This window comes from Klebsiella variicola (assembly GCF_000828055.2).
Classification (GTDB): Bacteria; Pseudomonadota; Gammaproteobacteria; order Enterobacterales; family Enterobacteriaceae; genus Klebsiella; species Klebsiella variicola.
Window position 1 is genome coordinate 4396292 of record NZ_CP010523.2, and the last position, 12221, is coordinate 4408512.

Below are 12221 nucleotides of genomic sequence, written 5' to 3' on the forward strand. Positions count from 1 at the left end.
ATGACAATAAAAACCTATCGTGAAGCGGTCAAGGAAGCCCTGGCTCAGGAAATGGAACGCGATGAACGCGTAGTGCTCATCGGTGAAGACTTGCGTGGCGGTCATGGCGGAAATGCGCCCGAAGAGGCGAAGATTGAAGCCTTTGGCGGTGTACTGGGTGTCACTAAAGGGCTGTGGACGCAGTTCGGCTCCGATCGGGTGATCGACACGCCCATTACCGAGTCGGCCATTATCGGTATGGCGGCCGGCGCCGCAGCAACGGGGCTGCGGCCAGTCGCGGAATTGATGTTCATGGATTTTTTTGGTGTGAGTCACGATGCACTGTATAACCAGGCGGCTAAGTTCCGCTACATGTTTGGTGGCAAAGCCAGAGCTCCGCTGGTAATGCGAGGGATGATCGGCGCAGGGTTTTCCGCCGCGGCCCAGCATTCACAGTCACCCTATAATATCTTTGCCACCACGCCTGGACTGAAAGTGGTGGTGCCCTCGACGCCTTATGACGTCAAGGGTCTGTTAATCCAGTCCATTCGCGACGACGACCCGGTGGTATTCTGCGAGCATAAAATGCTGTACGACCTCAAGGGCGAGGTACCGGACGAGATCTATACCATCCCGCTAGGTGTAGCCAACTACACGCGCGAAGGAGAGGATGTCACCATCATTGCGTTGTCGGCAATGGTACATAAAGCAAACCAGGTGGCGGACAAACTGGCCAGAGAGGGGATCTCGGTCGAGGTGGTCGACCCGCGAACCATTTCGCCGCTGGATGAGGAAGGTATTCTGGAATCGGTGGCTTCCACGGGGCGGGTAGTGATAGTCGACGAATCTGCTGCACGCTTCGGTTTTGCTCATGATGTCGCGGCGCTGATTGCGTCTCAGGCATTCCATTTCCTCAAAGCGCCCGTTCTGCTGGTGACGCCGCCACACACGCCGGTCCCGTTCTCCCCTGCTCTCGAAAAACTCTGGATCCCTGGCGTTGAACGTATCGAAGCCGCCGTCCGTCAAGTGCTGGAGGATTAACCTATGAGCGAAATCAAGACGCTTGAAATGCCAAAGTGGGGGCTTTCCATGGAGGAAGGCTTGCTCGCTCGATGGGCAATCCAGGAGGGTGACGATTTCACCAGAGGACAGGAAATCTGTGAGATTGAAACCAGTAAAATCGTCAATGTGCTGGAGGCACCTTTTGCCGGTACATTACGCCGGATAATCGCCCGGGAGGGTGAGACGCTTCAGGTTGGCGCCGTGCTGGCTCTGGTGGCTGACGCTTCGGTCAGCGATGCTGAACTGGACGAATTCGCTGCCAGTCTGGCTACAGTGAAACCCGCAGCCCCTGGCCCGGAGGCTGCCGCGCCGGACGTAGCGGCACAGGCAGGCGGTAAGCCACCTTCCGTTGTTTCGCCGCCATCCAACAGTCCGGAGCCCCCTATTGGGCAGACCGTCATCCCCGTCAGTCTGCAAGGCGTGACTGATGTGACTCAGGTTAATGCCACGCCCCATGCGTTACGACTGTCTGCCCGCTGGGGTGTCGACCTGAAAAAGGTCCGCGGCAGCGGACGCGGGGATCGTATCTCTGTTTCTGATCTGGAAAGCGCGATCGTTGCCGCCGGCGGTCGCCTGGCCTCTCCGACGCCACCCGTTCGTCGCAGCAAAGCGCCCCGCTCGCATGCCGATGATAGCCAGGTATCGGCCACCCCGCTGGCGCGCCGCCTGGCCGGCAAGCTGGGTATCAACTTGCATGACTGCCGAAGCAGCGGTTCACGCGGTCGGGTGAGTCGCGATGATGTGCTGGCTGCGTCGTTGTTGCTCGACGGGCCCCCGCAGACCAGCCCTGTGCAGGAGAGTGCCCCGACACCCTTTGAGAGCATCCCCATGTCCGGTATGCGGCGGGCTATCGCTTCTCGCTTGCAAACCTCTAAGCAACAGTCTCCCCATTTCCGTTTGAGTGTCGATATCGATCTGGAACGACTGTTAGCGTTTCGTCAGGAAATTAACCGCGAAGTACCCGGTGTCAAGATTTCGGTTAACGACCTGCTGGTGAAAGCTTGTGCCCTGGCGCTGGTGGCCGTGCCAGACGTCAACATCCAGTTTGATGAAGCGACACAAAGTATCCGCCGCTTTGTGGATGCCGACATTTCAGTGGCCGTTGCGCTGCCTGACGGGCTAATTACCCCCATTGTTCGCTCGGCGAACCGGAAATCGATCAGCGACATATCGGCCGAAATTCACGCCCTGGTGACCAGGGCCAAAGCGGGCACGCTGAAGCCGGAAGAGTTCCAGGGGGGGACCTTTAGCGTGTCAAATCTGGGGATGCTCGGCATCCGGCAGTTTGACGCCATCATCAATCCACCGCAAAGCGCAATCCTCGCCATTGGCACCGGCGAGATGCGGGCGGTAGTACGCGACGGGCAAATCGTCGCGCGCCACCAAGTGACGGTATCGCTATCCTGCGATCACCGGGTCATCGATGGGGCGGCAGGTGCAGCTTTTCTCCAGGAACTCAAGCGACTGACTGAAACCCCAACCCTGATGTTTATCCAGGAGACGAGCTATGCACGATAATTACGATGTGCTGATCATCGGCGGGGGTCCTGGGGGGTATGTGGCCGCCATCCGTGCCGGCCAGCTAGGTCTTCGTACCGCCTTAGTGGAAAAACAACATCTGGGCGGCATCTGCCTGAACTGGGGATGCATTCCAACCAAGGCGCTGTTGCATGGCGCTGAGGTCGCGCACAGTATCACCCATGCCAGTCAGCTGGGCATCAGCGTGGGTGAGGTGAATGTCGATCTGCAAAAACTGGTGCAGTTTAGCCGTGCCGTTTCGCAACAGCTCACCGGCGGGGTTGAGTACCTGTTGAAGAAAAATGGCGTGAGGGTGATTGATGGCACCGCGCGGCTGCGCGGTAAGGGACAAATAACGGTAGCGGATGCCCGGGGGGAAGCGCACGATTACCGGGCCGATCACGTGATCCTGGCCACGGGCGCCCGACCACGCGCATTACCAGGCATAGAGCCAGATGGCGAATATATCTGGACCTATTACGAGGCACTACAGCCTAAGCGATTGCCCAGGTCGCTATTAATCATCGGTTCAGGCGCGATTGGCGTCGAGTTCGCCAGCCTTTATAACGATCTGGGCTGTAAAGTGACGCTGGTCGAGCTAGCGTCGCAGATTTTGCCCGTGGAAGATGCCGAAGTGTCAGCGGCGGTGCGTAAGTCATTCGAAAAGCGCGGGATTCAGGTCCATACCCAGACCCAGGTAACGCAAGTACAGCTCACCGATACCGGGGTGCGCTGTACAATGAAAAATACGAGCGCCGAATCTTTCCTGGAAGTCGAACGCGTGCTGCTGGCGGTTGGCGTACAGCCGAATATTGAAGATCTGGGGCTGGAAGCACTGGGCGTCGAGTTAGACCGCGGTTTTATCAAGACGGACGCGGCTTGTCGCACTAACGTATTTGGGCTTTATGCCATCGGCGATGTAGCCGGCCCGCCGTGTCTGGCGCACAAGGCCAGCCACGAAGGCGTGATCTGCATTGAGACACTGGCTGGTGTCGAAGGCACCCACCCGCTTGATCGCGACTATGTGCCCGGTTGCACTTATTCCCGGCCTCAGGTTGCCAGTCTGGGCCTGACGGAATCGACGGCCCTGGCCAGAGGACGACCCGTCAGGATCGGTAAGTTCTCTTATCAGAGCAATGGTAAGGCGCTGGCCAGCGGCGAGACGGAGGGTTTTGTGAAGACTATTTTCGATGCTGAAACCGGCGAGTTGCTGGGCGCGCATATGGTTGGCGCACAGGTCACGGAACAGATCCAGGGGTTTGGCATCGCCCGTCACCTGGAGGCCACAGATGAAAGTCTCCTGTCGATGATCTTTGCGCATCCGACACTTTCCGAAGCGATGCATGAGTCAATCCTCGCGGCCTGCGACCAACCGTTGCATCAATAAGAAATAAGGGAGGCGATAGCTGCGCGATACGGAGTAAGTTGCCCGTTATCCCTCCTGTATTTTCCTTGAACGTTCGATAAGGTAACAGCCCGTCGTTAGGTAAGTATCCCGCATCATTGATCTCCAGCCACTGGCAGTCATCTCACTTTATTGAAAATGAGCAGGACTAACGCAAGGCAAATGGCGCTACCGACAAATGCGGTGATGAAGGAATTCACCAATGAGCTGCTGTAACGAAATAAAAGCGTCATTGCGGATTCATTCCGTCAAGACTTGCTTATTTGTTCGTTACGAACATTTTAATACCAGGGGAATTGCACATAGCCGCTAACCTGTCCTTATTATTGCCACTCGACCTCATCTCTGTTGCCCTTACTGACGTTGCACTCGTTGCACATGATTTGCAGATTGGCAATATCGAGGGCTAAATGCGGGTAAAGAGAACGCGGTTTAATATGATCAACGTGCATCACCATTCCGTCATTGGCGCCGCGCCCGCATACGCAACATTTATTGCCGTAGCGCTGGAACGCCTGGTAACGTAAACGCCGCCACTCCCTTGAGCGGTAGAACGTATCAGCCTCTTTAGCTGCTTGCTGCCGCAGCGCCTGCTCACGCCGGTACTGCTCGAATAAAACGACATGCCCTTCAGCTTTAGGGTAATTTCCCCAGGCATCCGTCGCTGGCGTTGTGTCGGGCTTCTCCTGTACCTTCACCGAGTCTTGAGGATAGAGTTTGCTCGTAACCTTTTGTACCAGCTTGAAAAGTATCCATACGACTACGGCCAGAATAACTAACGTTTCCACTCCCTCGCCTTATTCTCGTTCAAAGATGATTGCTGCATTATTTTATACAAGCGCCATATTGATGGTCATTATACCTTTGTAGGGATGAATTCGCGTTATCGCAAGGGGATAACATGCGTCCCCACACCATATACACCGCTATACCACCCATCTTTTCCCCCTCACGTTTTCAACCCAACCTGCTATGCTCCTTCTTTCCCTGTTCTCTGGAGATCTCAATGCTGACCATCTGGGGCCGAAAAACCTCCTCTAACGTGCAGGCGCTGATGTGGTGTGTTGGCGAGCTTGGGCTGGACTATCTCCGGTTCGACGTGGGGCATCGCTATGGTGGTACCGACAGCGAGGCGTTTTATCAGCTCAATCCCAATCGCACGGTGCCAGTGCTGCAGGATGGCGATAATCCGCCGCTGTGGGAAACGGGCGCTATCCTTCGCTATTTAGCCAATCGCTACGCCGATGACGCCTTCTGGCCGGGCGATCTGCTGGCCCGCACTGAGGTTGATCGCTGGGCCGAGTGGTCAAAGCAGAATATCGCCCTCGGCTTTACGGCGCCGGTGTTATGGCGCGTGGTGCGCACGCCTGCCGCCGAGCGGGATCCGCAGGCCATCGCCGCGGCGGTGAAGGCTCTGGAGCAAAAGCTGGCGATTGCCGAGACGCGTCTCGCCGGCAGTCGCTATCTGGTGGGCGATACGTTCACCCTGGCCGACATCCAGTTTGGCCATGTGCTGTACCGCTACTTTGCCATCGACATCACCCGTCATTCCCTCCCCCATCTGGCGGCTTACTATGCACGGCTAACCGAACGGCCTGCCTTTCGCCAGCACGTCATGGTCAGCTACGACGAACTGAAGGTCTGAAGATGGTCGGTAGCGCCTCCTGACGCTACCGACATACCGGTTAACGCGCCATCAGGACAAACACGCCCCAGCCGAGATATTCCCGGGTCCAGGTGACATGGTGCAGCGGCGCGGTGGTCAACTGCTGGCGAACCTCCGGCGCGAAGTCATCGTGCGGATTGGCCTCCAGCCAGCGGCGCATCGTCAGCCATTTCGCCGCTTCATAACGATCCCAGCCCTCCTGGTCGGCCAGCACCATCTCCACCACGTCATAGCCCAGTTCACCAAAGTGGGCGACCAGCGCCGGCAGCGTCAGGAAGTCATCGGGAGTCTGCGCGCCGCAGGCAACCGCCTCTTCCGCCGTGGCCGGACGTTTACGCCACCATGGCTCGCCGATCAGCAGCATGCCGCCGGGCCGCAGGCTCTGCTTCAGCAGCGCAATCGTGCCGGCCACCCCGCCGCCGATCCACGTGGCCCCCACGCAGGCGGCAATATCGCACGGCTGGCTGGCGACGTATCCGCTGGCATCCTGATGCACAAAGGTTACCCGGTCGCTTACCCCGAGCGCTTCTGCACGGGCGGTCGCCTGCTGGCTGAACAGCAGGCTCATGTCCACGCCGGTGCCGACGATCTGATGATCGCGCGCCCAGCTACAGAGCATCTCGCCGGAGCCGCTGCCAAGGTCAAGAATAGCGGTGCCCGGCGCCATCCGCAGCGCCCGTCCCAGGGTGGCGTACTTTTCCGGGGTAAAAGGGTTATGAATACGGTGTTCGCTTTCACTGATAGTAAAAATGCGAGGGATATCGATCATGGGTGTTTCTCCTTGAGAGCCATACGCCCGGGCAGCGACCCTGCCCGGGTCGCTGTATCAGCGGTTGTCCGCCTGCGCGCGAACGTTATTCAAACCAGTGGTGTTGATCCGGTACGGCTGGCCGTTCACCGACTTAATCAGCTTTTTGGTTTTGAGCTTTTTGAAGACCGCGAGGGTGCAGTCGTTCAGCAACAGCCCTTCCCGGGTGTAGCATTCGACGGCGGTAATGCGGCCGGAGGTATCGCGGACGTGCGCAATACGGCCACCTTTGGCGAGAACGTGTAAGGTCCGTTGTTCCTGACGGGATAAATTCATACTGAAACCTGTTCATTATCATGTGCGAAAACATGCCTACACCCGCAGGTGTGTGCGTAAGGTTTAAGCGCAGCGATAATCAGTCCGGCCTGGGCAGGTCGGGGAACTGATTATCTGATAATGACATTCTCCAGCATCGAAGCCTCGGTAAGCATTGAAAGGTATTAACGCGCTGAATACTAACACCCTCAGTTCATAAGGGTATGGCGCAGATTAAAAACTGTGACCGGTATTACGATTTCCCCTCAGCCTTCCCCGCATTTTGCGCTTTCCGCCACCCGCTCTGTTCCTCAAGATTAACCACCACCTTATCTCCCTCCCGCATTGTTAAATAATTGTTTTCAGATCACAAAATAGAAACAAAAAGGCCATTTCGTACGCATTTTATAAAAATGTAGATATTTTTAATTTATGGCTACGAAATGAACATCACCCTGACCTTACAGCGAGGAACGATCCTGATGAACGCCCTGACCGCAGTAAAACCGACACCCGCGCCGTTAGCCCAGCCATATCCGGGCTTTTCCATTGCCCCTTCCGCACAGTCGCCGCGCCTGCTGGAGCTCACCTTTTCCGCCGAAACAACCACGCAGTTCCTGCAGCAGGTCGCGCAGTGGCCGGTGCAGGCGCTGGAGTACAAATCTTTCTTACGCTTCCAGGTCGGCAAGATCCTCGACGATCTGTGCGGCAATCAGCTGCAGCCGTTGCTGATCAAAACATTGCTCGATCGTGCGGAAGGCGCGCTGCTGATCAACGGCGAAGGGATCGATAACGTCAGCCAGGCCGAGGAGATGGTCAAGCTGGCCACCGCCGTCGCCCATCTGATTGGCCGTTCCAACTTCGACGCCATGAGCGGTCAGTATTACGCTCGCTTTGTGGTGAAAAATGTCGATAACTCCGACAGCTACCTGCGCCAGCCGCACCGGGTGATGGAGCTGCACAACGACGGCACCTACGTCGAAGAGCAAACCGACTACGTGTTAATGATGAAGATCGACGAGCAGAACATGCAGGGCGGTAATTCCCTGCTGCTGCATCTCGACGACTGGGAGCATCTCGACGAATTTTTCCGCGACCCGCTGGCTCGCCGCCCAATGCGCTGGGCCGCGCCGCCGAGCAAAAACGTCAGCAAGGATGTTTTCCACCCGGTGTTCGACGTCGATTCGCTGGGCCGTCCGGTAATGCGCTATATCGACCAGTTCGTCCAGCCGAAAGATTTTGAAGAAGGCACCTGGCTGAGCCGCCTTTCCGACGCGCTGGAAACCAGCAAAAACATCCTTTCAATACCGGTGCCGGTGGGCAAATTCCTGCTGATTAACAACCTGTTCTGGCTGCACGGCCGCGACCGGTTTACGCCGCACCCGGACCTGCGCCGCGAACTGATGCGCCAGCGCGGCTACTTTGCGTATTCCACGAAACATTACCAGACTCATCAATAAGGGTTCTCAGGCGAAGGAATTGAGCGGATGTATGATTTCGTGATTATCGGCGGCGGCATCATCGGCATGTCGACCGCCATGCAGTTAATTGAGATTTACCCGGACGCCCGCATTGCGCTGCTGGAAAAAGAGACCGGTCCGGCCTGCCATCAGACTGGCCACAACAGCGGCGTGATCCACGCCGGGGTGTATTACACCCCCGGCAGCCTCAAGGCGCAGTTTTGCCTCGCCGGCAACCGCGCCACCAAGGCCTTTTGCGAGCAGAACGGCATCCGCTATGACGTCTGCGGCAAAATGCTGGTCGCCACCTCGCCGCTGGAGATGGAGCGGATGCGCGCCCTGTGGGATCGCACCGCCGCCAACGGCCTGCAGCGCGAGTGGCTAAGCGCCGGGGAGCTACGCGAGCGCGAACCGAACATTACCGGGCTCGGCGGGATCTTCGTCCCTTCCAGCGGCATCGTCAGCTACCGCGACGTGGCGGCGGCAATGGCGAAGATCTTCGAATCAAAAGGCGGAACGATCGTCTACGACGCCGAAGTCAGCGCCCTGAAAGAACATGCCAGCGGCGTGGTGATCCGCACCCGCCAGGGCGCCGAATATGAGGCCTCCACGCTGATCGCCTGTTCGGGCTTGATGGCCGATCGGCTGGTAAAAATGCTCGGCGTCGATCCCGGGTTTATCATCTGTCCGTTCCGCGGCGAGTATTTCCAGCTGGCGCCGCAGCACAACCAGATCGTCAACCATCTGATCTATCCGATCCCCGATCCGGCGATGCCGTTCCTCGGCGTCCACCTGACCCGCATGATCGACGGCAGCGTCACCGTCGGCCCCAACGCCGTGCTGGCTCTGAAGCGCGAAGGCTACCGCAAGCGCGATATCTCGCTGGCCGATACCCTGGAGATCCTCACCTCGCCCGGCATCCGCCGGGTACTGCAAAACAACCTGCGCGCCGGACTGGGCGAAATGAAGAATTCGCTGTGCAGAAGCGGCTATCTGCGGCTGGTGCAGAAATACTGCCCGAGCCTGACGCTGAGCGATTTACGCCCGTGGCACGCCGGCGTGCGGGCGCAGGCGGTATCGCCGCAGGGCAAACTGATCGACGATTTTCTCTTCGTCACCACCGCGCGTTCGATACATACCTGCAATGCGCCATCGCCGGCGGCCACCTCCGCTATCCCGATCGGCGCGCACATCGTCAGCAAGGTGCAGACCCTGCTGGAAAGCCAGAGCAATCCCGGACGCACGCTGCGTGCGGCACGTAGCGTGGAGACACTACACGCCGCTTTTACCCGTTAACCCCCTTAAGACAGGAAGCGATTATGCAACTCAACGATATGACACTGTTTCGCCAGCAGGCGCTGATCGATGGTCAGTGGCGCGATGCGCCCAACGGCGATGTGATTGCGGTGACCAACCCGGCCAACGGCGAGCAGCTCGGCAATGTGCCGAAAATGGGCGCCGACGAAACCCGCGAAGCAATTGAAGCCGCCAATCGCGCCCTTCCCGCCTGGCGTGCCCTGACCGCCAAAGAGCGGGCGAATATTCTGCGCCGCTGGTTCGATCTTATGATGGAGAATCAGGACGATCTCGCCCGCCTGATGACCCTCGAGCAGGGAAAACCGCTGGCGGAAGCCAAAGGCGAAATCAGCTACGCCGCCTCCTTTATTGAGTGGTTCGCCGAAGAAGGTAAGCGCATTTACGGCGATACCATTCCCGGCCATCAGGCCGACAAACGCCTGCTGGTGATTAAGCAGCCCATCGGCGTTACCGCCGCCATCACCCCGTGGAACTTCCCGGCGGCGATGATCACCCGCAAAGCGGGCCCGGCGCTGGCCGCCGGCTGCACCATGGTCCTGAAACCGGCCAGCCAGACGCCGTTTTCAGCGCTAGCGCTGGCCGAACTGGCCAATCGCGCCGGGATCCCCGCCGGGGTGTTCAACGTGGTCACCGGCTCCGCCGGGGCCGTCGGCGGCGAACTGACCAGCAACCCGCTGGTGCGCAAGCTCTCCTTTACCGGCTCGACCGAGATTGGCCGCCAGCTGATGGAGCAGTGCGCGAAAGACATCAAAAAAGTCTCCCTGGAGCTGGGCGGCAACGCGCCGTTTATCGTCTTTGATGATGCCGACCTTGATAAAGCCGTCGAAGGGGCGCTGGCGTCGAAGTTCCGCAACGCCGGGCAGACCTGCGTCTGCGCCAACCGACTGTACGTCCAGGACGGGGTGTATGACCGTTTCGCTGAAAAACTGCAGCAGGCGGTGGAAAAACTGCGCATCGGCGATGGCCTGCAGGATGGCGTCACCACCGGCCCGCTGATCGACGAGAAAGCCGTCGCCAAAGTTGAAGAACATATTGCCGACGCCATCGCCAAAGGCGCGAAAGTCGTCACCGGCGGCAAACCGCACGCCCTGGGCGGCAACTTCTTCCAGCCGACCATCCTGGTCAACGTTCCCGACAGCGCCAAAGTGGCGAAAGAGGAGACCTTCGGCCCGCTGGCGCCGCTGTTCCGCTTTAAGGATGAAGCCGACGTCATTGCCCAGGCCAACGATACCGAATTCGGCCTCGCCGCCTATTTCTACGCCCGCGATCTGAGCCGCGTCTTCCGCGTCGGCGAAGCGCTGGAATACGGCATTATCGGGATTAACACCGGCATTATCTCCACCGAAGTCGCCCCGTTCGGCGGCGTCAAGGCCTCCGGCCTCGGCCGCGAAGGGTCGAAGTACGGCATCGAAGATTACTTAGAAATCAAATATATGTGTATTGGCCTTTAACAGGAGCGATGGATGAACAGCAATAAAGCAATGATGGCGCGTCGCAGCGATGCGGTCCCGCGCGGCGTCGGCCAGATCCACCCTATCTTCGCCGAACGCGCGGAGAACTGCCGGGTGTGGGACGTCGAAGGCCGGGAATATCTCGATTTTGCCGGCGGTATCGCGGTGCTCAATACCGGCCATCTGCATCCGCAGGTTGTCGCCGCCGTCGAAGACCAGCTGAAAAAGCTATCTCATACCTGCTTCCAGGTACTGGCCTACGAGCCCTATCTGGCGCTGTGCGAAAAGATGAACCAGAAGGTGCCCGGTGATTTCGCCAAGAAAACCCTGCTGGTCACCACCGGGTCGGAAGCGGTGGAGAACGCGGTGAAAATCGCCCGCGCGGCAACCGGGCGCAGCGGCGCCATCGCCTTCACCGGCGCTTATCACGGCCGTACCCATTACACCCTGTCGCTGACCGGAAAAGTGAACCCGTACTCCGCCGGTATGGGGTTAATGCCGGGCCACGTCTATCGCGCCCTCTACCCGTGCGCGCTGCACGGCGTCAGTGATGACGAGGCGATCGCCAGCATCCATCGCATCTTCAAAAACGATGCCGCGCCGGAAGATATCGCCGCCATCATTATTGAGCCGGTGCAGGGTGAAGGCGGGTTTTATGCCGCTTCCCCGGCTTTTATGCAGCGCCTGCGCGCCCTGTGCGACGAACACGGCATTATGCTCATCGCCGATGAGGTCCAGAGCGGCGCGGGCCGTACCGGCACGCTGTTCGCCATGGAGCAGATGGGCGTGGCGGCAGATATCACCACCTTCGCCAAATCCATCGCCGGCGGTTTCCCGCTGGCGGGCGTCACCGGGCGGGCGGAGGTGATGGATGCCATCGCCCCCGGCGGACTCGGCGGCACCTACGCTGGCAACCCCATCGCCTGCGCCGCCGCCCTGGCGGTATTACAGATTTTCGAGCAGGAGAACCTGCTGGAAAAAGCCAACCAGCTCGGCGACACCCTGCGCCAGGGCCTGCTGGCGATTGGAGAAGAGCATCCGGAGATCGGTGACGTTCGCGGCCTGGGGGCGATGATCGCCATTGAGCTGTTTGAAGAGGGCGACCGCAGCAAGCCTAACGCCAGGCTGACGGCGGATATCGTCGCCCGCGCCCGCGACAAAGGCCTGATCCTGCTCTCCTGCGGGCCGTACTACAACGTGCTGCGCATCCTGGTGCCGCTGACCATTGAAGAGGCGCAGATCGAGCAGGGTCTCAAGATCATCGCCGACTGCTTTACCAAGGCGAAACAGGCATAGAACA

11 protein-coding genes are annotated in these 12221 nt (G+C 58.9%); 8 read left to right on the forward strand and 3 right to left on the reverse strand.

Annotated elements, in window-relative coordinates; all coding sequences use genetic code 11:
* From SP68_RS20620 to lpdA, 3 genes are read left to right on the forward strand one after another with little or no spacing between them, the layout of a single operon-like run.
* Positions 1–1020, forward strand: a complete 1020-nt coding sequence (locus SP68_RS20620) for an alpha-ketoacid dehydrogenase subunit beta (RefSeq protein ID WP_002889881.1) — start codon at positions 1–3, stop codon at positions 1018–1020.
* Between the two features lie 3 nt (positions 1021–1023).
* Complete coding sequence (locus tag SP68_RS20625) at positions 1024–2559, forward strand: 2-oxo acid dehydrogenase subunit E2 (RefSeq protein WP_040973072.1); 1536 nt, start codon at positions 1024–1026, stop codon at positions 2557–2559.
* Positions 2549–3946 carry a dihydrolipoyl dehydrogenase gene (gene lpdA, locus SP68_RS20630; RefSeq protein WP_039102881.1) on the forward strand — a complete coding sequence of 466 codons (1398 nt, stop codon included), beginning with the start codon at positions 2549–2551 and terminating at the stop codon, positions 3944–3946. Before SP68_RS20625 ends, lpdA begins: the two co-directional genes overlap by 11 nt.
* A 341-nt stretch (positions 3947–4287) precedes the next feature.
* On the opposite strand, the gene SP68_RS20635 is transcribed toward lpdA, so the two are convergent.
* Positions 4288–4752, reverse strand: coding sequence for an HNH endonuclease (locus SP68_RS20635; protein WP_040973070.1), 465 nt, complete (start codon positions 4750–4752; stop codon positions 4288–4290).
* Positions 4753–4970: 218 nt separating this feature from the next.
* Here SP68_RS20635 and SP68_RS20640 point away from each other — a divergent pair, with 218 nt between their 5' ends.
* Positions 4971–5609, forward strand: coding sequence for a glutathione S-transferase family protein (locus tag SP68_RS20640; RefSeq protein WP_040973068.1), 639 nt, complete (start codon positions 4971–4973; stop codon positions 5607–5609).
* A 40-nt stretch (positions 5610–5649) separates the two neighbouring features.
* On the opposite strand, the gene SP68_RS20645 is transcribed toward SP68_RS20640, so the two are convergent.
* Together SP68_RS20645 and SP68_RS20650 are read right to left on the reverse strand one after the other, a co-directional pair.
* Positions 5650–6399, reverse strand: coding sequence for an SAM-dependent methyltransferase (locus SP68_RS20645; RefSeq protein ID WP_022065067.1), 750 nt, complete (start codon positions 6397–6399; stop codon positions 5650–5652).
* A 57-nt stretch (positions 6400–6456) separates the two neighbouring features.
* Entirely contained in the window at positions 6457–6714 is a 258-nt protein-coding gene (locus SP68_RS20650; protein ID WP_008805277.1) for a YjhX family toxin, read from the reverse strand.
* A 461-nt stretch (positions 6715–7175) separates the two neighbouring features.
* On the opposite strand from SP68_RS20650, the gene glaH reads away from it, so the two are divergent.
* From glaH to gabT, 4 genes are read left to right on the forward strand one after another with little or no spacing between them, the layout of a single operon-like run.
* Positions 7176–8153, forward strand: coding sequence for a glutarate dioxygenase GlaH (glaH, locus tag SP68_RS20655; RefSeq protein ID WP_040976037.1), 978 nt, complete (start codon positions 7176–7178; stop codon positions 8151–8153).
* 27 nt (positions 8154–8180) lie between these two features.
* Positions 8181–9449 (forward strand): L-2-hydroxyglutarate oxidase, encoded by a 1269-nt coding sequence (gene lhgO / locus SP68_RS20660; protein WP_040973066.1) that lies wholly within the window; start codon positions 8181–8183, stop codon positions 9447–9449.
* A 23-nt stretch (positions 9450–9472) separates the two neighbouring features.
* Positions 9473–10921: an NADP-dependent succinate-semialdehyde dehydrogenase gene (gabD, locus tag SP68_RS20665; RefSeq protein ID WP_022065064.1), complete on the forward strand. Its 1449-nt coding sequence runs from the start codon at positions 9473–9475 to the stop codon at positions 10919–10921.
* Between the two features lie 12 nt (positions 10922–10933).
* Complete coding sequence (gene gabT / locus SP68_RS20670; RefSeq protein WP_040973064.1) at positions 10934–12217, forward strand: 4-aminobutyrate--2-oxoglutarate transaminase; 1284 nt, start codon at positions 10934–10936, stop codon at positions 12215–12217.
* Positions 12218–12221 lie beyond the last annotated feature (4 nt).